This window comes from Klebsiella sp. R390 (genome assembly GCF_051131745.1).
Taxonomy (GTDB): Bacteria; Pseudomonadota; Gammaproteobacteria; order Enterobacterales; family Enterobacteriaceae; genus Klebsiella.
In genome coordinates this window covers 587,322-612,580 of the sequence record NZ_CP180445.1, presented here as the reverse complement: position 1 = coordinate 612,580, position 25,259 = coordinate 587,322, and the positions used below count along the sequence as shown (strand labels likewise).

Sequence of the window (25,259 nt, the reverse complement as noted above, 5' to 3'; positions counted from 1 at the left end):
CGTCATAACCGGCTTTGCTGGTTAACAAGAGGAATTGCTGAATGTACTACGGATTTGACATTGGCGGCAGCAAGATAGCACTGGGTGTCTTCGATCAGGAGCGGCAACTGCGTTGGGAAAAGCGCGTTGCCACACCGACATCAGGTTATGAGGACTTTCAGCAGGCGGTGGAGTCGCTGGTACGCGAAGCGGACAGCCGTTTTGACTGTCAGGGATCGGTAGGCATTGGCATCCCCGGGATGCCTGAAACGGCGGACGGCACGCTGTACGCTGCTAACGTCCCCGCCGCCAGCGGCCAGCCGCTTCGCGCCGACCTTAGCGCGCGCCTCGGGCGCGAGGTTCGTCTGGATAACGACGCTAACTGTTTTGCCCTTTCAGAAGCCTGGGACGACGAGTTCACGCAATATCCGCTGGTGATGGGGTTGATCCTGGGCACCGGCGTTGGCGGCGGGCTGGTACTCAACGGTAAATCGATTACCGGACATAGTTATATCACCGGCGAATTCGGCCATATTCGCCTGCCGGTGGATGCCCTGGAGGTGGTGGGGCGTGATTTCCCACTTACCCGTTGCGGCTGCGGCCAGCTGGGCTGCATTGAAAATTATCTCTCCGGCCGTGGTTTCGCCTGGCTGTATGAACACTTTTATCAACACACCTTAACCTCCCCAGAGATCGTCGCCCAATGGCAACAGGGCGAGGTGCGGGCGCGTGAGCACGTCGAGCGCTATCTTGACCTGCTGGCGGTTTGTCTGGGAAATATTTTAACCATTGTCGACCCGGATCTGCTGGTGCTTGGCGGTGGGTTGTCTAACTTTACAGCAATAAGCGAAGGGCTGGCGCAGCGCCTGCCGCGTCATTTACTGCCGGTTGCCAGGGTACCGCGAATTGAACGCGCGCGTCATGGTGATGCTGGAGGTATGCGCGGTGCGGCCTTCCTTCATTTGACTCGTTAACCACAGGGGTAGCTATGTTGTCGCGCCGCTTACACCGATTGAGCCGTTTTCGCCGTAACAAACGTCGCTTGCGTGAACGTCTGCGCCAGCGAATTTTCTTTAAAGAGGATAAAACGGCGTTGGAAACAATGGATAAACCTAAGGTTGTGGTGCTGACCGGCGCTGGGATTTCGGCGGAGTCCGGTATAAAAACCTTCCGTGCAGCCGATGGCTTGTGGGAAGAGCACCGGGTTGAAGATGTGGCCACGCCGGAAGGTTTCGCCCGCGACCCCGCGCTGGTGCAGGCGTTTTACAATGCCCGTCGCCGACAACTGCAAGGTCCCGATATTGTTCCCAATGCGGCGCATCAGGCGTTGGCGCGGCTGGAATCGGCGTTGGGTGACCACTTCCTGCTGGTGACGCAGAATATTGATAACCTGCACGAGCGCGCCGGGAATCAGCGGGTAATTCACATGCATGGCGAATTACTCAAAGTCCGCTGTTCGTGGAGCGGGCAGGTGCTGGAGTGGACCGGGGACGTCACCGCAGAGGATAAGTGCCACTGCTGTCAGTTCCCGGCGCCGCTGCGCCCGCACGTGGTCTGGTTTGGCGAGATGCCGCTGGGAATGGATGACATTTACAGCGCGCTGGCCGATGCCGATATCTTTATTGCCATCGGCACTTCCGGGCATGTCTATCCGGCGGCAGGTTTTGTACACGAAGCCCGTCTGCAGGGGGCGCATACGGTAGAGTTAAACCTTGAGCCAAGCCAGGTGGGCAGCGAATTTGCTGAAAAACACTACGGGCTGGCGAGTGAAGTGGTGCCGGCATTCATTGAGCAGCTGTTAAAAGATCTGTAAGCGTCGGGGTGTTACCCGCGCATAAAAAAAGCGATTGCCTGGCCGGGCAATCGCTTTTTTCCTGGCGTCGGGCGCGACGATAATTAATGACTCATCGCGCCTTTGGCCATCTTGTCTTTTGACATTCCGTCTTTGCTCATCGTGTCTTTATGCATGCTGTCTTTCGACATCCCATCTTTCTTCATCCCGTCTTTAGCCATGCCATCTTTCGACATACACTCTTTTTTCATGCTGTCTTTAGTACAGTCATGGGACATTTTGCCCATACTGTCTTTCGCCATATTATCCTTGGCCATATTGTCGGCCGCATGGGCGCCGGCCATTCCAAACAACAAAGCAGAGCACATCAGCAGGGTATTGAGCTTTTTCATTTCGTCATTCCTTCATATTGTATGAGTTCTGGATCAATCACAGATGATGACCACAGTGAATTAGCTACCGCCGAACCAGTTATAGCCCTGGTCCTCCCAGTAACCGCCGGGGTAGCGATTGGTGATTTCAATAGCCAAAATATGTTTGGGGTTCTTATAGCCCAGCTTGGTTGGGATCCTTATCTTCATCGGGAAACCATATTGACGAGGCAAAATCTGGCCGTCGTACGTTAGCGCCATGAGGGTCTGCGGGTGGAGTGCAGTTGCCATATCAATACTGGTGTAGTAATCATCCGCGCAGCGGAAGCTGACGTAGCTGGCATTCAGGTCCGCGCCGATCGTTTTGAGAAATAAAGCAAAGGGTACGCCGCCCCATTTACCAATAGCACTCCATCCTTCCACGCAAATATGCCGTGTGACCTGGCTGACCTGCGCCATGTTATGCAGTTCGGCAAGGCTCCAGGCACGCTTGTCACTCACGCGCCCGGTAACCTCCAGGCGATAATCGCTGCCATCGATCGTCGGCGCCTGATCTTCGCTATAAAACGCATTAAACGGGAAAGGGCGCGTTATCATGCTTTCGGGATATACCGGTGCGAGGTCATTAGGATTAAATAACCATTGCTGAATACGATCGTTAAATCGGGAAATACGGCTGAGGGTATTTTCGACCGAGCTATTATTACTGATATCACAACCGGTCAACATCATTAAACCGCCGAGGGTTAAGCCCTGTTTTAAAAAACGACGACGGCCTTCGGCAGACAGTTGTTTATTTATTTCCCGGCTGGCGTCCTGGATAATGATGTTCTTATCGGCAGTCGGCAGTGATTTATCACGTTGGCTCATCAGAAACCCCTTATCGTCCACGGAGCATGGCGAGTAATGTTTTCGGTACTAACAGCACCATGACCAGATGAATCACCACAAACCCCACAAGTGCCGACATCGCCAGGAAATGGATAACGCGGGCATTGTCATAGCCGCCGAGTAATTCTCTCAGCAGGGGAAACTGCACCGATTTCCAGATAACTAAACCAGATACTGCCAGAATAATGCTATCGACCATCACAAACAGATAAGCCAGTTTCTGAACGTGGTTATACTGTCCGGCATGGTCATGGGCCAGCTTACCGCGCAGGGCCGAAAACAAGTCATGCGCCAGCCCTCGCGGCGACAGCGGCCAAAACTGGCGTGTTAATCGCCCGCTGCAGATATTCAGAATGAAATACGCCAGGCCATTTATCGCAAATAACCACATAGCGAAGAAATGCCATTGTAATGCCCCGCCTAACCAGCCGCCGAGGGTAATAATATCCGGGATATTAAAATCAAATAGTGGCGATGCGTTATAAATACGCCAGCCGCTGGTGACCATTATTAATATCGCGAGGGCATTCACCCAGTGACATATTCTTAACCATAAAGGATGAATGGTCGCGGGCTTAACCTGAAACGTTGGGGTGTTCATTGTTATATTTCCGGTTAGTGCGTTAAAAACAGTGTGGCTCAAAAGTGGTCCCCGATGTATCACAAAACCTTAAATTAATTGTGATAACTTCCGCCGGATACTTATCCGGTGCCTGACCGGTTTCACCCGACCCGCTGCCAGTCGTAAGCTGTTGTAAAAAACCAGCTTCCATCACATTCCCCACCGCCAGAGGGCGATTGTTGTGCGTCAACGCTAAATTTTGCACATCTCTTTTGGTCGGTTCTCTGGGTTGTTGCCAGATTTAGTGGTAGCCCAACACACAACACTATCAGCCAGTCGCGGAGTATCATTCATGCATCCATCGATGATGTATCAGGATTTAACGACCCGAGCGCTAATCGAACATGCCGCGCGGTATCACACCGATACCGGTATTGTCTCGGTCGGGACGTTAGCAGGACGGGAGTACAGCAGCTGGGGGCAGGTGGCAGAGAATGCTCGGCGTCTGGCCTGTGCCATGCAGAGTCTGGGGATAACGCCAGGTGCCCGCTGTGGCACTCTGGCGTGGAATAATCGCCGGCATCTGGAAATCTATTTTGGTATCAGTTCTGGTGGGTGGGTGACGCACACCATCAACCCGCGTCTGTCCGTTGAGCATCTGGTGTTTATCATCAATGATGCTGCCGACGAGGTCCTGTTTTTCGACTATACGTTCCTGCCGCTGATCGCCGCGCTGCGCCCTCACTTACCGACGGTGAAGCATTTTGTTCTGCTGGAGCCCCACAACGAGGAGGCGCTTGCCACCGTGGACGCGCTGCTGTTCTTCGATGAACTGCTTGCCGATGCGGACCCACAGTATCGCTGGCCCGCTCTCAGCGAGCAGTCTCCCGCCTCGTTGTGCTACACCTCGGGAACAACAGGGAAGCCAAAAGGGGTACTGAACACCCACCGTTCGCTGGTGCTGCATGCGCTCAGCGGTAACCAACCGGATGCCGCCGGTATTTCGGCGCAGGATTCGCTGTTGCCGGTGGTGCCGATGTTCCACGTCAATGCCTGGGGAACGCCGTTTATCGCCGCCATGGTGGGGGCGCGGCTGGTGCTGCCGGGGCCGCATCTTGATGGTGAAAGCCTGCTGCGACTGCTGAGTGAAGAGCGGGTCAGCGTGGCGTTTGGCGTTCCGGTGATCTGGGCGGGACTGCTGGCGGCGCTGCGCAAATCAGATATTCGCTTGCCGCATTTTAAACGCTCTTTTGTTGGTGGCTCGGCCTTACCGCCATCCATGATTGAGGTGTTCCGCCGCGATTATGGTATTGAACTGATCCACGCCTGGGGAATGACGGAAACCTCGCCGATCGGCACGATCAACACGCCGTTAAGCAAACACAAGGCGCTGCCCCAGGAGGCGCAGGCTAAGCTGGGCCACGGCCAGGGGCGGGCAATTTTTGGTATTGAGTTGCGGGTCGTGGATGTGGACGGCCAGCCGCTGCCTGACGATGGTGAGACACAGGGATATCTGCAGGTACGTGGCCACTGGGTGGTCGCCAGTTATTATGGTCGCCCGGAGAGCGCAATGACTCCGGACGGCTGGTTCGATACCGGCGACATTGGCACCCTCAATCAAAATGGTTACCTGGTCATACAGGATCGGGCGAAAGATATTATTAAGTCCGGCGGCGAGTGGATCTCCACGGTTGAGCTGGAGAACATTGCCATCGCCCACCCGGCGATCCGCAGCGCGGCGGCGATTGCGGCGCAGCATCCACGCTGGGATGAACGACCGGTGGTGCTGTGCGTCAGGGAGGAGGGCGGCGAGATTGAAGAGCATGAGCTGCTGGCCTGGTATCAGCAGCGAATACCGAAATGGCAGTTGCCGGACCGGATTCTGTTTATCGACAGCCTGCCGGTCAGCGCTACCGGCAAGGTACTGAAGAATCAGCTGCGGGCTGAATTCGGTCAGATTCTGATGGGCGATGAAGCATAAATAAAAACGCCCCGGCGCTCAGGCCGGGGCGGCGTTGCGGCAGCGGATTAACGACCCGCTTTCAGCTTCTGGTAATACTCTTCATACAGCGTGCTGGCGCTACCAACATCATTCTGCCATTCGCCTTTGGCGATGGTGTCGGCATCCGGATAGAGTGATTTGTCATTGGCAACCTCCGGGCTCAGCATCTTGCGCGCCGCCAGGTTAGGCGTCGGGTAGCCGATAGTCTCGGCGACCTGTTTGGCCACTTCCGGGCGCAGCAGGAAGTTAATCAGCTTCAGCGCGCCGTCGACGTTTTTGGCGTTGGCCGGAATTGCCAGGCTGTCCATCCAGAAGATCCCGCCTTCTTTCGGCCATACTACCTCCAGCGGCGTGCCGGCCTGACGGGCCACCCAGGCTGAGCCGTTCCACACCATTCCGAGATTCACTTCGCCTTCCATATACGGGTTGGCCGGGTTATCGGAGTTGAACGCCGCGACGTTAGGCATCAGCTTTTTCAGCTCCTGATAGGCCGCTTCAATTTCTTTCGGGTCGGTGGTGTTGCCGGAATAGCCCAGCTTACGCAGGGCAATCTGGAACACCTCACGCGCATCATCGGTCAGCAGCAGGCTGCTTTTGTAATCCGGCTTCCACAGATCGGCCCAGCTGGTGACGGTTTTCGGGTCGATAGCATCGCTGTTCACGCCAATCGCGGTGGCGCCCCAGATGTAGGGAATAGAGTAATCGTTGCCTGGGTCGAACGGTTTATTGAGCATTTCAGGATCGAGATTGCCGAAGTTGCTTAGCTTGCTCTTATCGATCTTCTGCAGCATCCCCTCTTTACGCATCTTATCGACGAAATAGGTGGAAGGGACCACCAGGTCGTAAGCGCCGTCTTTGTAGGTTTTGAGCTTGGCGTACATGGTTTCATTCGACTCGTAGGTCGAGTAGATAACCTTGATCCCGGTCTCTTTGGTGAACTGTTCCAGCAGTCCCGGCGGCACGTACTCGGTCCAGTTGTAGAAGTAGATCGTTTTGCTGTCATCGGCGTGCGCGGCACCCATTCCGAGCACCAGCGCCGCGGCGGCGAGCATTTTTTTCATTTCGATGTCCCCTGAGATTTCGTTTTATCACGAGCAACAATCTGGCTGGCAACCACCATAACCAGAGAAAGCAGTAACAGAATGGTCGCCAGCGCATTCACCTCCGGTGAAACGCCCACTTTAACCATCGAGTAAATCTTGAGCGGCAGAATCTCATACCCTGGACCGGTGACGAACGAAGAGACCACCACGTCATCCATCGACAGCGTAAAGCTGAGCAGCCAGCCCGCCGCCACCGCCGGCATCGCCAGCGGCAGAATGATTTTGCGCAGGATCGTCAGTTCACTGGCGCCGAGATCTTTCGCCGCTTCCAGCATCCGCACGTCAAAACCTTTGAGCCGCGAATAAACCGTCACCACCACGAAAGGCAGGCAGAAGGTGATGTGTGAGAACAATAGCGACCAGAAGCCAAGCTGAATGCCGATCAGCATAAACAGCACCAGCAGCGAGATCGCCATGACAATATCCGGCGACATCATCACTACAAACAGCATGCCGCTGACGAACGGTTTGCCGCGAAAACGATAGCGATACAGCGCCACGGCGGTCAGCGAGCCGATAAGCGTTGCAAAGGTCGCCGACAGCACTGCCATGGTCAACGAGTGCTGAGCCGCCTGCAACAGACTGTCGTTGTTCATCAACAGGCCATACCATTTGCTGGTGAAGCCCTGCCAGTTGATGCCGAAGCGCGAACTGTTAAACGAATTGACGATCAGAATAATGATCGGAATATAAAGATAAGCATAGATGGCGGTCATAAAGCCGCCGCGCAGCAGTCGACCGATCATTCGAGTTCCACCTTCTTGTTCAGCAAACGCGCCGCCCGCCAGTAAACCAGCAGCATCAGGCCCATCACCAGGGTCAGCGTAATGCTGGTGGCGGCACCAAATGGCCAGTCGCGAATATTGAGGAACTGGCTCTTGATGACATTACCGATCAACAGGTTTTTCGCGCCACCCATCAGGTCGGAAACGTAGAACAGCCCCATTGCCGGCAGCATCACCAGCAGGCAGCCAGCAATAATGCCCGGCATGGTCAGCGGAATGATAATGCGGATAAAGGTTTGCAGCTTGCTGGCCCCGAGATCTTTCGCCGCTTCCAGCAGCGGGCGATCCAGCTTCTCAATGCTGGAGTACAGCGGCATCACCATAAACGGCAGCAGAATGTAGACCAGGCCAATGATAACCGCTGACGGGGTGTACATGATGCGCAGCGGGGTATCGATGACGCCCAGCCACAGCAGGAACTCGTTGAGATAGCCTTTAGTGCTGAGGAATATTTTCAGCCCGTAGATGCGGATCAGTGAGTTGGTCCAGAACGGCACGATCAGCAGAAACAGCAGTAGCGGACGCACCTTCTCCGGCAGGCGGGCCAGAAACCAGGCGAAAGGATAACCCAGCGCCAGACAGGCGAGCGTCGCCAGCAGCGCCATATTCAACGAGTGCAGCAGCACATCGTAATAGAGCGGGTCCAGCAGACGCGCATAGTTATCCAGCGTAAAGACCATTTTGACGAAACTGGTGTCGTCGCGGGTCAGGAAGCTGGTGGCGATAATCATCAGGTTGGGCAGGAAGACAAACAGCACCAGCCAGCCCACGATAGTGGCGATGACCACATTCTGGAATTTACTGGTGTTCTTCATCGGCCAGCACAACCTCCCAGCTTTCTACCCAGTTAATGGCCATTTTCTGGTCCAGCGGGTGGTCAAAATCCGGGTCGTCTTCATTAAAGAATTCGCTGACCATCACCATTTTGCCGTTTTCCAGTTCGACGACCGATTCCAGCGTCATTCCTTTGTAGTTGCGCTCGCGGATATAACCGATGAGCCCGTCGGCGTCGCTGCCGTCGTGGACTTCATCGACCCGCAGATCTTCCGGTCGCAACAGGACGTTGAGACGTTGGCCCTTTTCAACGGGGAAATTGACGTAGATGTTGCATTCCCGGCCTTCGACGCTGGCGCGAACGCGCTGCGCGTCCAGACGTTCAATGACCGTGGCGTTAAAGAGGTTAATTTCGCCGATGAAGCTGGCGACGAACAGGTTTTTCGGCTCTTCGTAAATTTCACGCGGTGTGCCGTCCTGTTCTATCTTCCCGTCGCGCATGACCACGATACGGTCAGACATGGTCAAGGCCTCTTCCTGATCGTGGGTGACGAACACGAAGGTGATACCGAGCTTGCGCTGGAGCGCCTTCAGTTCGTTTTGCATCTGTTTGCGCAGTTTGTAATCCAGCGCCGACAGCGATTCGTCGAGCAGTAACAGACGGGGTTTATTGACAACGGCCCGGGCGATGGCGACTCGCTGCTGCTGGCCGCCTGAGAGCTGATGGGGTTTACGCTGGGCAAACTCTTCGAGCTGTACCATCCGCAGCGCTTCGTGGACGCGAGGGGCAATGTCCGCCGCCGGCGTTTTCTGCATGCGCAGACCAAAGGCGACGTTTTCGAAGACGCTCATATGGGGAAACAGGGCGTAGCTTTGAAAGACGGTATTGACGTGGCGGTCTTCCGCCGGAACATGGGTGATATCCTGGTCTTCGAGGTGAATTCGCCCGGTGTCGACATTTTCCAGCCCGGCGATAAGACGAAGAACGGTGGTTTTACCGCAGCCAGAGGGGCCAAGCAGGGTGAGAAATTCACCATTGTTGATGGTCAGATTGAGATCGGCGATGACCATTTTTCCATCAAAGCTTTTGCCAATTCCCGCCAGCTGTACCAGCGGAGAAAGCGAACGCGGTTGTATATTCAATTTTTGACTCTGTCCCATGTAGACGCAACGAAAAACGGGTCGTTGCGGGGTTTGTGGTTAACCACCTTTGGGGCTGCACATGATTATTTAAGGGCCAACATTCTACGGCAAACGCTTGCGATAGCCAAACCCTGTCGCATACAGATGCATGACCTTTACAACATTACGCCGGTTAATGTATTAAATTCTTATTTGCCGGGTTAAAAATGACCTGACGCAATATTTGTCTTTTCGGGCTTATGAATAATGTTGTCACAAAAGAAGAGGGTGGCTACATGGATAAATTGCTTGAGCGTTTTTTACAATACGTTTCTCTGGACACACAGTCGAAGCCTGGCGTGCGTCAGGTACCAAGCACGGAAGGGCAGTGGAAGCTGTTACGCCTGCTACAGAAGCAGCTGGAAGAGATGGGACTGGCCAACGTAACGCTGAGTGACAAAGGGACGGTAATGGGAACGCTTCCGGCAAACGTCGCCGGCGAAATTCCAGCCATCGGCTTTATTTCTCACGTTGATACGGCACCTGATTTCAGCGGCAAGAATGTAAACCCGCAGATTGTCGAAAACTACCGCGGCGGCGACATCGCGCTGGGGATTGGCGATGAAGTGCTGTCGCCGGTGATGTTCCCGGTGCTGCATCAGCTGCTGGGGCACACGCTGATTACTACCGACGGTAAGACGTTACTTGGCGCCGACGATAAAGCCGGTATCGCCGAAATTATGACCGCGCTGGCCACGTTAAAGGCCAAACAGATCCCGCACGGTGACATTCGTGTGGCCTTCACGCCGGACGAAGAAGTGGGCAAAGGGGCGAAGCATTTTGACGTTGCAGCCTTTGATGCCCGCTGGGCCTACACCGTTGACGGCGGCGGCGTGGGTGAGCTGGAGTGTGAAAACTTCAATGCAGCGTCGGTGACCATTAAGATTGTGGGCAACAACGTCCATCCGGGGACGGCAAAAGGGGTGATGGTGAATGCGCTGTCGCTGGCGGCACGCATCCATGCTGAAGTCCCGGCTGACGAGGCACCCGAGACCACCGAAGGCTATGAAGGGTTTTACCACCTGGCGAATATCAAAGGCACGGTTGATCGCGCGGAGATGCATTACATTATCCGCGATTTTGACCGCAAGCAGTTTGAAGCCCGCAAACGCAAGATGATGGAAATTGCCAAAAAGGTCGGGAAGGGGCTGCACCCGGATTGCTATATTGAGCTGGTGATTGAGGACAGCTACTACAATATGCATGAAAAAGTGATTGCCCATCCGCATGTGGTCGACATTGCGCGTCAGGCGATGGTGGATTGCGATATTGAACCGCAAATGAAGCCGATTCGCGGCGGCACCGACGGCGCTCAGCTGTCGTTTATGGGGTTGCCTTGCCCGAACCTGTTTACCGGTGGCTACAACTACCACGGTAAGCATGAGTTTGTGACCCTGGAAGGTATGGAGAAAGCGGTGCAGGTGATTGTTCGTATTGCCGAGCTAACGGCAAAACGCAGCGCCTGATACCCACGAAACCCCGGATAGCGCGGTGCGCATCCGGGTTACCTGATACTCATACCCATCTGCAGCCCGGCTAAGGCGTAACGCGCCGTCAGCCGGGGCAGGGATGCAGTAATTTAGTCCTCGAAGAACCAGTATCCGCTGTTGACCAGCGCCGCCAGCATGGCGAGGAAGGATGGATCTTCCAGCGCATCGCCAAAATGCTGTGCCTTCAACGACAGATGGGTCGCCAGGGCGTCCAGCGCCGGGCGGTGTGGCGAATTAATTTTCTCGCCGTTGACGAAGACCTCGCCATCAATGCGCAGCACCCGCAGTCCACCAAGACGCACCAGGCTATCGCCCTGTTGCAGCGCGTCGTAAACCTCATCTGGCTGATACGGTGGTTCTGCTGGCGCGACGTCCAGTTCATGACGTGACTGGGTAATAAACTCGCCAAACCACTGTTTGAAATGTTCTGGCTGGTTGATCAGCCCCAGCATCATGTCACGCAAACGATCCAGTTCTGACGGCAGAATATCCGCAGGATGATCGCGCGCTGGCACATCAGGATCGGCATAGCGCTGGCTACCCAGTTCACGCTGCAGAATATAATCGGCAAAGCCGCTGAACAGTTCGCGGGCGTTCGGCGAGCGATAGCCCACGGAATAGTTGAGGGAGTTTTCCAGCGAATAGCCTTCGTGCGGGAAACCTGGCGGGATATAGAGAATATCGCCCGGCTCCATCTCTTCATCGATGATGGCGTCGAATGGATCCACCTGCAGCAGGTCCGGGTGCGGGCAGTGCTGCTTCATCGGCACTTTTTCCCCCACGCGCCAGCGACGGCGTCCCGTCCCCTGGATGATAAACACATCGTACTGATCGAGGTGCGGGCCTACGCCACCGCCGGGTACCGAGAACGAGATCATCAGATCGTCGATGCGCCAGTCGGGCAGGGCGCGGAACGGGTGCATCAGCGCGGCGGTGGGTTCGTGCCAGTTATTCACCGCCTGAACCAGCAGCGACCAGTTGTTTTCACTCAGGTGATCGTAGCTTTCGAAGGGACCATGGCTGACCTGCCATTTTCCGTCCTGATGGCTGACCAGGCGGCTGTCGACTTCACTTTCCATCGCCAGCCCGGCCAGTTCGTCCGGGCTAATCGGATCGATGAAATTGGCAAACCCGCGTTTCAGCAGCACCGGGCGCTTTTGCCAGTAGCGTTCGATAAAGTCAGGCCAGTTAAGCGTTAATTGATAATCCATTTTATTTATTCCACAGCAGGTGTTTGTTTGGGATTATACACGCCATCCTTCAAACTGCCTCTTTGTTGACGGCGATTGTCTTGCGCAGTCACAGAGTTCAGTTACCTCCGTCACCTGGCGGGTCAACTTTGAGTAGCGTCCGGCAGTTGGCGACCAAAAATCACTTCCATGCAGGCGCCGCCGAGCAGGCTCTCACTGGCAATAATCTCGCCGTCGTATTGCACAACAATATCGCGGGCCACGGAGAGTCCCACGCCCTGGCCTGGGCGCAGCGTATCGGCGCGCTGGCCCCTGTCAAACACGCTGTCTCGTAGGCTCATCGGAATTCCCGGCCCGTCATCCTCCACCAGAATATGCAGATGATGGTCGTTGGTCTGACGCACGGACACCTCGACAAACTCCAGGCAATATTTGCAGGCGTTATCCAGCACGTTGCCCATGACTTCCATAAAGTCATTCTGTTCGCCGACAAAGCTGGTTTCTGGCGAGATATCGAGGGTGATATTGACCCCTTTACGCTGATAAACTTTATTAAGGGCCGATGTCAGCTTGTCGAGCAGCGGGGCGACCGGGTGCAGTTCACGGCTCAGGAGCGTACTGCCACTGCGCATGCTGGCGCGATGGAGATAGTAACCAATTTGCTGCGAGATACGGCTGATCTGCTCAAGCATCACCGGTTCCGCCTCTGTGACATCCAGCTTCTGGCTGCGCAGAGAACGCAGCGTGCTTTGCAGCACCGCCAGCGGGGTTTTCAGGCTGTGGGTGAGGTCGGTTAAGGTGGTGCGATATTTGTCGTAACGGTCGCGCTCGCTTTTGAGCAACCGGTTAAGGTTGCTGACCAGGCGGGTCAGTTCGCGCGTGGTGTCCGGGTTGAGCATCTCACGGTGGTGTTCTTCGAGTTCGCGCACCTCTTTTGCCAGCGACTCGATCGGACGCAGGCTCCACCAGGCTGCCACCCATAGCAGCGGGATCACCAGCAGAAGGTTGGCGACCAGCACGTAGATAAACCAGCTCCACACCATATAGGAGCGCTTCAGTTCGACCGGGATCGTATCGACCACCACGATGCTCAACTGCGGCATTTTATCGGTCGCTGGATAGATATTTATTGCTACCGAGTGGGTCATTTCTGAACCGTCGTCCTGCTGACGCAGCTCATCCAGCTGTTCCCTGACTTCCTGATTATTCCGCAGCAACATGCTGCTGCTGTCGACGTCGGATTCGATTTCATGGAATCCGTTACTTTTGAGCCACTCGGGCTGAATGCGCTTGGCCAGCCATGCGACATCGCGTTGCATCCACAGCAGATTGCCTTTCGCGTCATAAATCAGCGTGACCGTCGGGCTTTGCATATTGAGATTTTCGGGGATATCAACATCGATGCTGTTATTTTCCCACTTCGCCAGCATATAGAACAGGTTGCTCTCACCACGCAGCAGGCGGAAGGTGGTTTTATCAAAGCTGACGCTGTAGCCCACCAGCGCGACCATGCCGTAAGCCAGCGAAAGCACCAGCACCACCGCGGCCGTCGCCAGTAAAAAGCGAACGCGTAAAGACAGCGGCAAAATATGCCGTAACGGGCCTTTCATCCGCGGAGTTCGAATAAATAACCCTGGCCGCGTACCGTCGTAATCACATCATTCGGGTGTTGTGCCTGGATTTTTTTCCGCAGTCGTCCCATCAGGACATCGATGGTGTGGCTTTCGCGCAGTTCGGCGTCGGGATAGAGCTGGAGCATTAAGGAGTCTTTACTGACCACTTTTCCGCGATTGCGGATCAGCGTTTCCATAATGGTGTATTCAAACGCGGTCAGTTTGATCGGCTGATCGTTAATTGATAGCTCGCGGCGCGACAGGTCGACCTGGAAAGGTGGAATAGAAATAACCTGCGAGGCCAGGCCGCTGTTGCGACGCAGTAATGCCTGCATCCGGGCGGCAACTTCTTCAATATGGAACGGTTTGGTGACGTAATCATCCGCGCCGGCGCTCAGCACCTCGACTTTATCCTGCCAGCTTTCGCGGGCAGTCAACACCAGCACCGGAATCGATACATCATGGCTGCGCCAGCGGCGAATCAGCGTCAGGCCGTCTTCGTCAGGCAAACCCAGATCGACAATCGCGATATCCGGCACGTGTTCGCCCAGATAGTAGTCCGCTTCTTTTGCATCTTCTGCTGCATCCACCTGGTGACCTAATTCCTGGAGCTGGACTTTCAGGTGATGGCGCAGTAAAGCGTTATCCTCAACGACAAGTACGCGCATGCCTTTTCTCCCGTTTTTTTTGGTTTTGAGTAGTGTAGCGCTGATTAGATATACTGAATTTAAACGGCTGTAAATGAAAGGCTTTCTTTGCTACCCGGCCTGCCGTCGCCCTTGGTGCCGTGGCCTCCCATGCCGCGGTGGAAAGGGGGCGCTCCCGCGCCCGAGATCCCCCGGTGAGACAGGGTGGCATATCATGGGCATATACTGGCAAGTTTAGGCCCGCGTTTCCAGCTATACGCGAGCTGGCCCGCCAGAAAACACCCGCGTTGCTGACGCCGGGAAAGGGTTAAGAGCGTTCGGCGGTGTCGGGTAATGCATTGATCCGCAATTTGTAGCCGCCGCGCACGAAATCAATATAGCGCTCGGTTTTTAGCGCAGAGACAATATTCAGAATGCTGCTGCGGGAAAGCCCCGTTCGTTCCTGGACATAGCTGAGGATATTGACCCGTTCTTTTGTCGCATCTGGCAGGCGATCCAGCTCGCGCAGATAGTGACAGACCACGGGAAAAGTACGTTGATTCACAATTTGCATATCGCGGCAGAGCATGGTGTTGGTATGAAAGGAGAGCACCTCGGCGACTTCACGCCACAGGCCATGTTGTTCAATACACTGCTCGGCCTGATGATTTTCAATGCGTGAAAACAGGCATTGTGTTTCCGCGCGTAGCACGTTGCTTCTCATCGGATAAAACATCTCGGAAAAACCGAAAATATGCGGTTCAACAACCGTGGCAACCAGAATCCCATCGGTGATACGCGATATAGAAAGCTCACCTTCGAGAAATACGTAGATATACGGGATGCCATTGTTATCCCAGGAAAGCCTTTTGCGCGGAGCCGCTTCAATAGTTTTTCCATAAGGCGTGAGTACGCTGATTAAGCGTTCGATAGATGTGGTTGGTCTGGCTGGGGGTGTAATCATGAATAACCTGGTAAAAAAATAATCATTGACGCTATTTTAGAATAAAAAAGCCCTTCATGGGTTAGATGAAGGGCAAAGGCTTTAATTTAATGGTGCAGCATGCGGTCGCTGTCGTTTATTTGACGACTTCCAGCGTTGGCATCGGATATTTCCCTTCACGAATCGCTTTATCAGGCCCGTACAGGCGCATAATGATATAGGCATCTTTTTCGGGGATCGGCAGCCAGTTAGGATTATTCGCATCCCCTTTGGCGCTTAAGTCGATGGTGTACATGCCGTCAGCGTCCGGCTTGAGCGTCCGGTCGCCGCGGCTGTGGCGATTAAGTTCGTTATGTGCCATCAACATGTTATCAGAGCCATAGACCGTAAAGGACCAGAACTGGCTAACATCTGGCGCCTTAAAGTGCATGCGGTATTTTTTACCGTGCGCGCCATTAATATTTTGCCCGTCTGAGCCCTTCAGCGCCTGCAAATAGACGGACTCTTCCGGTGGCAGGCCCCATTGCCCGATCAGCGTTCCTTCTGCAAACAGGTCGCGCTGCTGATTTTGCAGTTCTGCCCGGGTTCCCAGCAGGCCTTCTGATGTGGTCATTTTTGGAAGCAGCGCCTTGAGATGAGCCGACCCCAGCTCTTCACCTTTTTTGGCAGCGGCAAGTTGCTCTGCGGTGAAGTCGGTTTTACACGGCGCCAGCCCGATGTCTTTGTACTGGTCGAGCCATTTTTTATCAGCGGTTCCCATATCGCCTTCGCACAGGACAACGTTCACGCGCTGCAACCAGTTGGTTTTCGCCGGGTCAGGCCAGTGATGGACGGTGGCTTTTGGCCCCGGTTCTCCCAGATAGGCTGACAAGGTACGGATATTCCAGTCATCCATATACCCGAGGGCGACTTTGGTATCCTCCGGGCTGGTGGCCATGATACGGCCCATCAGCTTCAGAATATCGGAGTCAACGCGGATGACTTCGGTAACGCTGGCGGGAACATCCCCTTTCCAGGTGCGCGAGGCAAACATAAAGTGCCCGCCTTTGGTCCCGCGGGTGCGTGACCCAATCATCGAAGTGGTGTAGTGGCCCATGTCCATGGTGTGGAGGATCCAGTAGCGCCCTTTATCCATGTCCGGGACGCTGACAATGACCGGTTCAGCGCTGACGTCTAACCAACCCTGCAGATGAAGCGTATCGTTATTGATGGTTGGATGATCTTTGTAGGTATCATCAGCAAGGTGTCGGATGTTCTGAAAGCGGTTCATCGGGGTGTCAGTTTTTACCGCGGTGTCATAGAAAAACTTATAGGCTTCATCCATGGAGTAGCCATAGACGTAGGCGTCCTGCGCCATCTTGTCGCTAATTTGCGCCATTGCAGGCAGCGCGATGGTACACAACGCTGCGGTAAGGATTAACTTTCTCATAGGTACTCCGGTGAGGGTTGGTGCGCTCAAACGCGCTCAAAATCGGCTAATTTAAAGGTTTTGTGATTCAGTTCTGCGGTTGGACCATAAAAGCGCATGGCCGGTAACGGGCGCTTGCCACTGGTAGGGATCCAGTTATTCTCCTGTCCAGCCGGGGCCGCCGGACCGACATACAGGGTGACGCTGCCGTCCGCGTTTTTGTTCATGTTATCAAGGTCGTAAGATGACAGGGTGGTGCGCTCGCTGTCGCTGTAGATAAAGGACATGGTGTCGCGGTTATAGACGGTCAGCGCCCAGAACTGTTTCACCGGCATCTGGGCAGGGATCGTGAGTTTATAGAGCTGGCCGGCTTCGAGCAGACGACCTTCGCTGTCGGCGAGGCTCATCAGATATTGCGTGGCGGGCATGTCGCTGAGCACTTTTGGCATATAGGTACACCAGAAGTATTCCGCCGCGCGATTGATCAGATCGATCCTGTCCGGATAGATAAAGGTGAACGTTTTATTGTCATCGGCCTGCAGCAGCGAAGCGTAGTGGCGATCGGGCCAGAAGAGCTTCTCCTTGGGAAAATTGTCGTACCAGTATTGCATGTAGAACCAGGCGTCAATGGCGGCCTGGCGCAGCGCTTTTTTCGTTTTTTCATCCGGAGTGAAGGTTAAACCATGACCTATTCCCAGTGATGACAGCATCCCCATCATCACTTTGTCCTGCTCGCGGACGGGCTCCACGCTGGCGACCGCGTGCAAATCGTCAAAATGACGTTCGTCGTAGTAGGGCAGTGTGGGATAGCGTTGGTTACCCGGGTCGACAAAGCGCTGTGCAGGGGGGCTGGCCGCTTCGGCAAGATAATACATATGCAGGCGTCGGGAGTAGTGATAGGCGTCTTCCGTCGTTTTTCCGGGCGCTTGCACGGAGCGGAAGGCAAATGCGACGCGAAAGTTGGGTGACGGTACGTGCAAATACCCTTCGGGGATCGCGTCACTATACCCAGGAGGCGTGAGCAAAAACTTGCCGCCTTTGCCTTTATCAAGACCCGCCGGACCGACGTCGGCAATGGTGAACTGCCACGCATCGACTATCTGTCCGTATAAACTGCCGTCGGCGCTGGCAGCAGGAACCTCAAGCACAACGGGGCCTTTTTGCAGGTCGGTGAACGCTGAAATATAAGGGGTGGTACTGTTGGCGGTAATCGCCTCCAGATGCGGGGTTGCAGGCTTTGAATAGGCAATAATATCGTTATCTTTAAGACCTAAATTTTCAAATGCTGCCCGGCGAAAACTGTAAATAGCGACCGCTGGCATGTTCCACAACACCGCTTCAAAGGCTCGTTGGTATTTGATCTGGTAGTCAAAATCTTCCACTGAACTCGTCGCGCCTGCCGGCGGCAGGCCACCGGCGGTTTCGCCTTTTTGTCCGGCGCCAGAACGCAGGGGAGTCTTCAGCGAAATGCCTTGTGCCAGGGCCGGTGACGTGTGTTTTAATACGGCCAGGCCGACGGCCGAACCGAGCGCCAGCTTATAAAACTCTCTACGAGTCATTGACATCGCTAAACTTCCCCCGTTAACGGTAAGTAAAATTATCTCTATGAACTATAGAGTGTTTTTTTCTTATGCGTGTTCGCAGTGTAAAAATATTCCGGCAGCGGGCCGGCAGAATCAATCGGGCAAATATGTATTAATGAACATTGCGGCGCGCAGGAGGCGTGAATGGCGAGCGCCCGGGGATTATTTATCGTTATCATCAGGAAGTTTATGAGGGGCCGTATATCCTTATTGATGACTATCCCTGCATATCCCTGCACATGGAGTTCCTGTATGAAACTGAATGAGTTAAAAGGCTTTCCGCTGGTGCTAACAACATGTTTAACCTTAGTTTTCTGTTCATCTGCTCTGGCGGAAAACCCGGCCAGCAGCACCTCAGAGAAACAGGCAGAAAAAGAGCAGCTAAAAAACCCGGGCCACATTATTGATGACTGTCGAGCGGTCGGTGGCGCGCAGGTGAAGGAGGGGTGCAAAACTCAGGCTGAGCTAAAAAAACATGAAATGAAAAATGACGCGAAAATGGAAAACGGTGCTTCGATGGATGATGTGACGAAAAAAACGAATTAAGGCGCGAGATGTCGAGTGTGTTTATTGTTCTGACGATCTGATGGCCGGGATAATTCCCGGCCATCTGTTTATCTTTTTTTACTGGCTCCGCACCGATCCCCGAAGGACGGCGAGGCAAAGCGATTATTTCAGTTCATCAACCATGGTGGTCGCGCGGCCAATGTAGTTGGCCGGGGTCATCGCTTTCAGGCGAACTTTCTCGGCTTCCGGCAGCGGCAGGCTGTCGATGAACTGCTGCATACCTTCCGCATCTACGCGTTTGCCGCGGGTCAGCTCTTTCAGCTTCTCGTACGGTTTTTCGATCCCGTAGCGGCGCATCACGGTCTGGATCGGCTCAGCCAGAACTTCCCAGTTATGATCCAGTTCGTCCAGCAGACGATCGCCGTTCAGCTCCAGCTTGCTCACGCCCTTAAGGGTCGACTGGTAAGCAATCAGCGCATAGCCAATGCCGACACCGAGGTTACGCAGTACGGTGGAGTCCGTCAGGTCACGCTGCCAACGAGAGACCGGCAATTTGCTGGCCAGATGTTGCATCATCGCGTTTGCCAGACCGAGGTTACCTTCGGAGTTTTCGAAGTCGATCGGGTTAACTTTGTGCGGCATGGTGGAAGAACCGATTTCGCCGGCGATGGTTTTCTGTTTGAAGTGGTTCAGGGCGATGTAACCCCACACGTCACGATCGAAATCGATCAGAATGGTGTTGAAGCGCGCGATGCAGTCAAACAGTTCGGCAATGTAATCGTGCGGCTCGATCTGGGTGGTGTACGGGTTCCATTCGATGCCCAGCGAGGTGACAAACTCTTCGCTGAACTGGTGCCAGTCAACTTCCGGATAGGCGGCGATGTGGGCGTTATAGTTACCGACCGCACCGTTGATTTTGCCCAGAATTTCTACCTGGTTCAGCTGGCGATACTGGCGCTCCATGCGGTAAGCGACGTTCGCCATCTCTTTACCCATGGTCGACGGCGTGGCTGGCTGACCGTGAGTACGGGACAGCAGCGGGACGTCGCGGTACTGAACCGCCAGCGCTTTAATTGCGTCGATCAGCTGGCGCCAGTAAGGCAGCACCACCTCATCACGCGCGGTTTTCAGCATCAGCGCATGGGAGAGGTTGTTAATGTCTTCGGAGGTACAGGCGAAGTGGATGAACTCAGAAACCGCGTGCAGTTCAGCGATATCGGCCACTTTTTCCTTGAGGAAATATTCGACGGCTTTCACATCATGGTTAGTGGTGCGTTCGATGGTTTTGATGCGCTGTGCATCTTCCACGCTGAAGTCGGCAACGATTTTATCAAGGTAACCGTTTGCGTCGGCAGCAAAAGCAGGAACTTCCTTGATCGCTGCGTGCGCGGCTAACTTCTGCAGCCAACGTACTTCAACCTGTACACGAAATTTCAGCAAACCGAATTCGCTGAAAATTCCGCGCAGCGCGCTGACTTTATCGCCGTAGCGTCCATCGACAGGGGAAACGGCGGTCAGTGAGGATAATTCCATAGATCACAACTCCGGGGTTAAATGAGCAAGAATTTGTTTTGCCTGGTTAACCAGACGATTACGAGAAAACATAAGCTGCATGCGGCCACCGCCGACCTGATGCCAGAGCACGGCGGCGCGAATGCCTGCCAGCAGAGAGGCGCGAACTTTGGCCTGAACCTGCGGGCTTTGCAACACGGCCGGTGAGCCGGTTACCTGAATACGTGGGCCTAACGGACTAATAACATCAACATAAATTCCGGCCATGGCGCTGAGTAACGTTTCAGACTGCAGGTCGAAATGCTCCAACTGGCGGCGCAGGCCGGAAATGCGGTTGCCGAGGGTGTCCATCGCCCCTTTGCTTCCGTCAAGCTTACGCTCCAGCACCATCAGGCTCAATGTGTAGCGGGTCAGTTCTGCATTGAGGCCCTGACGACTGCCGCTATTGAGTACGCCGAGCATGGTTTCCAGCCCGAGACGAAGATTAGCTTCACTGCCACCGTACACCGCCAGCGTGGAGTTCGGGTTGAGATCGATAATGCTGTTCAGTGAAACGTGCAGGGCATCGCTGTCGCAATGGCCCTGATGTGCCAGCTGCTGTACCAGACGAGCGGCCTGGCAAATACCGGCTAGTGCCAATGTGATGTCATAGTAATTCTTCGCCACACATACTCCTTGTAAACCGTCGGCGACGGACTCTGCCGCACCGGCGGTAAAAAACGGTCTGTCAGGACTGCAGCGGCAGGCGCTGCTCGATCACGCCACCACCGAGGCACACTTCACCACGATAGAAGACCGCGGACTGGCCTGGCGTAACGGCCGCAACCGGCTCGTCAAAGATAACTTCAATGCGCTCGTCATCCAGGGCATTCACCGTGCACGGGATGTCGGTCTGACGGTAACGGGTTTTCACCGTGCAGCGCAGGGTGCCGGTTACAGGCTGGCGGTCAACCCAGTGCAGCTGTTGAGCAATCAGGCCTTTTGACATCAGACGCGGATGGTCGTGGCCTTGTGCCACCACCAGAATGTTGTTTTCGACGTCTTTATCGACAACGTACCACGGATCTTCGCTACCTTCTTTGGTCCCGCCGATACCGAGGCCTTTACGCTGTCCAAGGGTATGGTACATCAGGCCCTGGTGCTCGCCGATTTCGTCGCCATCAACGGTGACTATTTTGCCAGGCTGGGCCGGGAGGTAGCGGCCAAGGAACTCGCGGAATTTACGTTCACCGATAAAGCAGATCCCGGTGGAGTCTTTTTTCTTCGCGGTGATAAGGTCAAGATCTTCGGCGATTTTACGCACCTGCGGTTTTTCCAGTTCACCCACCGGGAACAGGCTTTGGGCGATCTGCTCATGGCCGAGGGTGTAGAGGAAGTAGCTCTGGTCTTTATTACCATCCAGGCCTCGCAGCAGCTGGCTTTTGCCGTTGACATCAGCACGGCGCACGTAGTGACCGGTGGCAATATAGTCAGCGCCGAGGTCTTCGGCGGCAAATTCAAGGAAGGCTTTAAATTTGATCTCTTTGTTGCACAGAATATCCGGGTTCGGCGTGCGCCCGGCTTTATATTCGGCCAGGAACAGTTCAAACACGTTGTCCCAGTATTCTGCGGCAAAGTTTACGGTATGAAGCTCAATCCCGAGCTTATCGCAGACGGCTTGCGCGTCGGCGAGGTCGGCAGCGGCGGTGCAGTATTCCTCACCATCGTCTTCCTCCCAGTTCTTCATGAACAGGCCTTCTACCTTATAACCTTGCTGAAGCAGCAACCAGGCAGAAACAGAGGAATCGACGCCGCCGGACATGCCGACGATCACTTTTTTTTGGCTTTCTGACATTGGAATATTCACCACATTGAACTTCAAGGCGGCATATTCTAGCACGCACTAGCGGCTCAGGCACCCCCCAGGAGCGGCCAGTTAAACGCGCCAATCAGTGACAGCGGCTGGCGCGGGTCCTGTTGATAGCTGCGGATGCTCTCGGCAACCAGTTGGGAGCGTAGATTTGGCGCGTTGAGGATCTCCTCCGCGCTCAGCCACAGGCAACGGTCGATATCGCTGTCATGCGGTTCAGTGGCGCACATATCGTTAAGTTCAATGGCGAACAGGAAGCGTAAAAATGGCGTTTTGTCGGGGGCTATCCACTGATGCATGCGGATAAAATGTTGCGGCGTCGCGCGAATGCCGGTCTCTTCCCACAGTTCGCGTTCAGCGGCCTGTACCAGGGTTTCATCAGCTTCGAGGTGACCTGCGGGCTGGTTCCATAGTGCTTTACCGTTGATGGTTTCCTCAACGATGAGAAATTTGTCCTGCGCATGAACGATGCAGGCGACGGTAACGTGCGGTTTAAACATTCGGTGGGTTCCTTTTGTGATTACTCAACCTGGCGCCATTCACCGTTGGCCAGACCGTCGAGAGTGTAACCACCCATGGCGTAACGAATCAGACGCAGCGTCGGGTATCCCACGTGGGCGGTCATGCGGCGAACCTGACGATTACGCCCTTCATAAAGGGTGATCTTCAGCCAGGTGGTCGGAATCGCTTTACGTTCGCGGATGGGCGGGTTTCGCGCCCACAGCCAGGCGGGTTCAGCCACTGGTTCAATACCGGCGGGCAGGGTGGGGCCATCATTGAGCGTGACGCCATCGCGCAACGCAGTCAGGGCCTCGTCTGTCGGCTGGCCCTCGACCTGGACATAGTAAATTTTACCGGTGCGTTTACCCGGTTGGGTCAGCTGCGCCTGCAGCGCGCCGTCGTTTGTCAGCACCAATAGCCCTTCGCTGTCGCGGTCAAGACGACCTGCGGCATAGACGCCGGCGACCGGAACAAAATCTTTTAGGGTGCTGCGCCCGGCTTCGTCAGTAAATTGCGGCAACACATCGTAGGGTTTATTAAACAAGATGACGCGTTTTGGCTGGTGTTCTTTGCGTTGTCTGGCACTTTGTTGTGAGCTGAATCGCTCAACGCGATGTTTTCTAAATGAAGTTTTCTGCATGGTATTTTCAGATCCTGGCAATTGCCGCATTATAGCCTAATTACGAATGCCTTTCATGGACGCAAACATTCAGGTAGTATTGACATGCTCATCACAATTTTTTAACAAAAATATTGCTCAAACTGATTCGCGCTACTAGAAGGCGGCACGGACGCGAATCTCCGGTTAGCGGGACGACCCGGTGGCAGGAGTGGGCGGATAAAGCCAACGCTCGGTTAGTGTGAAAAGGAAGAGCAGAACCAGAAGCGCTCGAAGGAGAGGTTAATGGAAAGCAAAGTAGTAGTTCCGGCGGAAGGTCAGAAAATCACCCTGCAAGATGGCAAACTGAATGTCCCTAACAACCCGATCATCCCGTTTATCGAGGGTGATGGTATCGGTGTTGATGTGACCCCAGCGATGCTGAAAGTGGTGGATGCCGCCGTTGAGAAAGCCTATAAAGGCGAGCGTAAAATTTCCTGGATGGAAATTTACACCGGCGAAAAATCGACCCAGGTTTATGGCCAGGACGTCTGGCTGCCTGCCGAAACTCTTGATCTGATTCGTGACTATCGTGTTGCTATCAAAGGCCCTCTGACGACGCCAGTTGGCGGCGGTATTCGTTCTCTGAACGTTGCGCTGCGCCAGGAACTGGACCTCTATGTCTGCCTGCGTCCAGTACGTTACTACCAGGGTACTCCGAGCCCGGTTAAACATCCTGAACTGACTGACATGGTTATCTTCCGTGAAAACTCCGAAGATATCTATGCTGGTATCGAGTGGAAAGCAGACTCTGCTGAAGCTGAAAAAGTGATCAAATTCCTGCGCGATGAGATGGGCGTGAAGAAAATTCGCTTCCCGGAACATTGCGGTATCGGTATCAAGCCGTGCTCCGAAGAAGGCACCAAGCGCCTGGTTCGTGCGGCTATCGAATACGCTATCACTAACGATCGCGATTCGCTGACCCTGGTACACAAAGGCAACATCATGAAGTTCACCGAAGGCGCGTTCAAAGACTGGGGTTACCAGCTGATTCGCGAAGAGTTCGGTGGCGAACTGATTGACGGCGGCCCGTGGCAGAAGATCAAAAACCCGAACACCGGTAAAGAGATCATCATCAAAGACGTTATCGCTGACGCCTTCCTGCAGCAGATCCTGCTGCGTCCGGCTGAGTACGATGTCATTGCTTGTATGAACCTGAACGGTGACTACATCTCTGATGCCCTGGCGGCACAGGTTGGTGGTATCGGTATCGCTCCGGGTGCAAACATCGGTGACGAGTGTGCACTGTTCGAAGCAACCCACGGTACTGCACCGAAATATGCAGGTCAGGATAAAGTGAACCCAGGTTCAATTATTCTGTCCGCTGAGATGATGCTGCGCCACATGCAGTGGTTCGAAGCCGCAGACCTGATCGTTAAAGGCACCGAAGGCGCAATCGCCGCTAAGACCGTGACCTATGACTTTGAACGTCTGATGGAAGGCGCTAAACTGCTGAAATGTAGCGAGTTTGGCGACGCGATCATCGCGAACATGTAATCAGCCATCGCTGATTAAAGACAGAAGGGAGCCTGGCGGCTCCCTTTTTTACGATCGTTCAAAATCTTTCCCCAACACACAGCAGCATCGGATGAATTTGGAGAACCTAAGGAAAGATGGATTGTCGGCTGAAGCAGAAAACTGCTTGTAAGCGCGGCTGTTATATATCCACATCGTCAGTGGATATCCACAGTTTGCCACTATCCTGTCGAGTACCCGGATTACCTGCGGTGCAGGAATATTCAGGTCAATTTCTATGGACAGAGCCTCACTATTAAAATCATCCACCGCGTTGAAGGTTCGGAAACACCGACCGCAGACGCACGGGCCTTGGCTCAAATGCATTTTTTTGATTTAAGGAAAACCACAATAAAGACAACCCCCGCGGAACTGATTCCAAACAAAATGCCGGTGAGGATCATAATATCTTCAGTCGCTTCT

Annotated in this window: 24 protein-coding genes and 1 pseudogene; 6 read left to right on the top strand and 19 right to left on the bottom strand. The window is 54.4% G+C overall.

Annotation, left to right across the window (positions count from 1 at the left end; all coding sequences use genetic code 11):
* Positions 1 to 41 precede the first annotated feature (41 nt).
* Positions 42 to 953, top strand: a complete 912-nt coding sequence (gene nagK / locus ACMYSP_RS02850; protein WP_434585454.1) for an N-acetylglucosamine kinase — start codon at positions 42 to 44, stop codon at positions 951 to 953.
* 14 nt (positions 954 to 967) lie between these two features.
* A complete protein-coding gene (cobB, locus tag ACMYSP_RS02845) occupies positions 968 to 1,792 on the top strand; it encodes a Sir2 family NAD+-dependent deacetylase (RefSeq protein WP_434585453.1) in 825 nt (274 codons plus the stop codon).
* Between the two features lie 83 nt (positions 1,793 to 1,875).
* Here the strand turns inward: cobB and ACMYSP_RS02840 are convergent, their stop codons facing one another.
* The 3 genes from ACMYSP_RS02840 to ACMYSP_RS02830 are packed head-to-tail and all read right to left on the bottom strand — an operon-like array spanning position 1,876 to position 3,634.
* Entirely contained in the window at positions 1,876 to 2,163 is a 288-nt protein-coding gene (locus ACMYSP_RS02840; protein ID WP_434585452.1) for a pentapeptide MXKDX repeat protein, read from the bottom strand.
* 60 nt (positions 2,164 to 2,223) lie between these two features.
* Entirely contained in the window at positions 2,224 to 3,012 is a 789-nt protein-coding gene (locus ACMYSP_RS02835) for a molybdopterin-dependent oxidoreductase (protein ID WP_434585451.1), read from the bottom strand.
* Between the two features lie 10 nt (positions 3,013 to 3,022).
* Entirely contained in the window at positions 3,023 to 3,634 is a 612-nt protein-coding gene (locus tag ACMYSP_RS02830) for a cytochrome b/b6 domain-containing protein (protein WP_434585450.1), read from the bottom strand.
* 313 nt (positions 3,635 to 3,947) lie between these two features.
* On the opposite strand from ACMYSP_RS02830, the gene ACMYSP_RS02825 reads away from it, so the two are divergent.
* On the top strand, positions 3,948 to 5,576 hold the full coding sequence (locus tag ACMYSP_RS02825; protein WP_434585449.1) for a long-chain fatty acid--CoA ligase: 1,629 nt from the start codon (positions 3,948 to 3,950) through the stop codon (positions 5,574 to 5,576).
* Between the two features lie 47 nt (positions 5,577 to 5,623).
* Here ACMYSP_RS02825 and potD read toward each other — a convergent pair whose 3' ends face one another.
* From potD to potA, 4 genes are read right to left on the bottom strand one after another with little or no spacing between them, the layout of a single operon-like run.
* Entirely contained in the window at positions 5,624 to 6,658 is a 1,035-nt protein-coding gene (gene potD / locus ACMYSP_RS02820; RefSeq protein ID WP_434585448.1) for a spermidine/putrescine ABC transporter substrate-binding protein PotD, read from the bottom strand.
* Positions 6,655 to 7,446 carry a spermidine/putrescine ABC transporter permease PotC gene (gene potC, locus ACMYSP_RS02815; RefSeq protein ID WP_123753853.1) on the bottom strand — a complete coding sequence of 264 codons (792 nt, stop codon included), beginning with the start codon at positions 7,444 to 7,446 and terminating at the stop codon, positions 6,655 to 6,657. Before potC ends, potD begins: the two co-directional genes overlap by 4 nt.
* Complete coding sequence (gene potB, locus ACMYSP_RS02810; protein WP_434585447.1) at positions 7,443 to 8,300, bottom strand: spermidine/putrescine ABC transporter permease PotB; 858 nt, start codon at positions 8,298 to 8,300, stop codon at positions 7,443 to 7,445. Before potB ends, potC begins: the two co-directional genes overlap by 4 nt.
* The gene (potA, locus tag ACMYSP_RS02805) at positions 8,284 to 9,420 is read right to left on the bottom strand and encodes a spermidine/putrescine ABC transporter ATP-binding protein PotA (RefSeq protein WP_434585446.1); all 1,137 of its coding nucleotides are present in this window, start codon (positions 9,418 to 9,420) and stop codon (positions 8,284 to 8,286) included. Before potA ends, potB begins: the two co-directional genes overlap by 17 nt.
* Positions 9,421 to 9,677: 257 nt before the next feature.
* Between potA and pepT the strand changes: the two genes are divergently transcribed.
* A complete protein-coding gene (gene pepT, locus ACMYSP_RS02800) occupies positions 9,678 to 10,907 on the top strand; it encodes a peptidase T (protein ID WP_434585445.1) in 1,230 nt (409 codons plus the stop codon).
* Between the two features lie 113 nt (positions 10,908 to 11,020).
* Here the strand turns inward: pepT and ACMYSP_RS02795 are convergent, their stop codons facing one another.
* The 6 genes from ACMYSP_RS02795 to ACMYSP_RS02770 form a co-directional block, all read right to left on the bottom strand.
* The gene (locus ACMYSP_RS02795; RefSeq protein WP_434585444.1) at positions 11,021 to 12,142 is read right to left on the bottom strand and encodes a JmjC domain-containing protein; all 1,122 of its coding nucleotides are present in this window, start codon (positions 12,140 to 12,142) and stop codon (positions 11,021 to 11,023) included.
* Between the two features lie 122 nt (positions 12,143 to 12,264).
* Positions 12,265 to 13,731: a two-component system sensor histidine kinase PhoQ gene (gene phoQ / locus ACMYSP_RS02790; RefSeq protein ID WP_434585443.1), complete on the bottom strand. Its 1,467-nt coding sequence runs from the start codon at positions 13,729 to 13,731 to the stop codon at positions 12,265 to 12,267.
* Positions 13,728 to 14,402 (bottom strand): two-component system response regulator PhoP, encoded by a 675-nt coding sequence (gene phoP / locus ACMYSP_RS02785; RefSeq protein ID WP_434585442.1) that lies wholly within the window; start codon positions 14,400 to 14,402, stop codon positions 13,728 to 13,730. Before phoP ends, phoQ begins: the two co-directional genes overlap by 4 nt.
* 286 nt (positions 14,403 to 14,688) lie before the next feature.
* Entirely contained in the window at positions 14,689 to 15,324 is a 636-nt protein-coding gene (locus tag ACMYSP_RS02780) for a helix-turn-helix domain-containing protein (RefSeq protein ID WP_434585441.1), read from the bottom strand.
* Between the two features lie 115 nt (positions 15,325 to 15,439).
* A complete protein-coding gene (locus tag ACMYSP_RS02775; RefSeq protein WP_434585440.1) occupies positions 15,440 to 16,732 on the bottom strand; it encodes a DUF1254 domain-containing protein in 1,293 nt (430 codons plus the stop codon).
* Positions 16,733 to 16,758: 26 nt separating this feature from the next.
* Positions 16,759 to 18,276, bottom strand: coding sequence for a DUF1254 domain-containing protein (locus ACMYSP_RS02770; RefSeq protein ID WP_434585439.1), 1,518 nt, complete (start codon positions 18,274 to 18,276; stop codon positions 16,759 to 16,761).
* 270 nt (positions 18,277 to 18,546) lie between these two features.
* Between ACMYSP_RS02770 and ACMYSP_RS02765 the strand changes: the two genes are divergently transcribed.
* Positions 18,547 to 18,840: a hypothetical protein gene (locus tag ACMYSP_RS02765; protein ID WP_434585438.1), complete on the top strand. Its 294-nt coding sequence runs from the start codon at positions 18,547 to 18,549 to the stop codon at positions 18,838 to 18,840.
* A gap of 123 nt (positions 18,841 to 18,963) precedes the next feature.
* Here the strand turns inward: ACMYSP_RS02765 and purB are convergent, their stop codons facing one another.
* The 5 genes from purB to rluE all read right to left on the bottom strand — a co-directional run bounded on the left by purB (position 18,964) and on the right by rluE (position 23,333).
* Positions 18,964 to 20,334, bottom strand: coding sequence for an adenylosuccinate lyase (purB, locus tag ACMYSP_RS02760; protein ID WP_434585437.1), 1,371 nt, complete (start codon positions 20,332 to 20,334; stop codon positions 18,964 to 18,966).
* A gap of 3 nt (positions 20,335 to 20,337) precedes the next feature.
* Complete coding sequence (gene hflD / locus ACMYSP_RS02755; protein WP_123753863.1) at positions 20,338 to 20,979, bottom strand: high frequency lysogenization protein HflD; 642 nt, start codon at positions 20,977 to 20,979, stop codon at positions 20,338 to 20,340.
* Positions 20,980 to 21,040: 61 nt separating this feature from the next.
* A complete protein-coding gene (mnmA, locus tag ACMYSP_RS02750) occupies positions 21,041 to 22,147 on the bottom strand; it encodes a tRNA 2-thiouridine(34) synthase MnmA (protein ID WP_434585436.1) in 1,107 nt (368 codons plus the stop codon).
* A gap of 56 nt (positions 22,148 to 22,203) precedes the next feature.
* The gene (locus ACMYSP_RS02745) at positions 22,204 to 22,662 is read right to left on the bottom strand and encodes an NUDIX hydrolase (protein WP_123753865.1); all 459 of its coding nucleotides are present in this window, start codon (positions 22,660 to 22,662) and stop codon (positions 22,204 to 22,206) included.
* Between the two features lie 20 nt (positions 22,663 to 22,682).
* Positions 22,683 to 23,333, bottom strand: coding sequence for a 23S rRNA pseudouridine(2457) synthase RluE (gene rluE, locus ACMYSP_RS02740; RefSeq protein ID WP_434585435.1), 651 nt, complete (start codon positions 23,331 to 23,333; stop codon positions 22,683 to 22,685).
* 234 nt (positions 23,334 to 23,567) lie between these two features.
* On the opposite strand from rluE, the gene icd reads away from it, so the two are divergent.
* A complete protein-coding gene (icd, locus tag ACMYSP_RS02735; protein ID WP_434585434.1) occupies positions 23,568 to 24,818 on the top strand; it encodes an NADP-dependent isocitrate dehydrogenase in 1,251 nt (416 codons plus the stop codon).
* Between the two features lie 159 nt (positions 24,819 to 24,977).
* Here icd and ACMYSP_RS02730 read toward each other — a convergent pair.
* Positions 24,978 to 25,139 (bottom strand): annotated as a pseudogene (locus tag ACMYSP_RS02730) (IS3 family transposase); the annotation flags it as partial.
* Positions 25,140 to 25,259 lie beyond the last annotated feature (120 nt).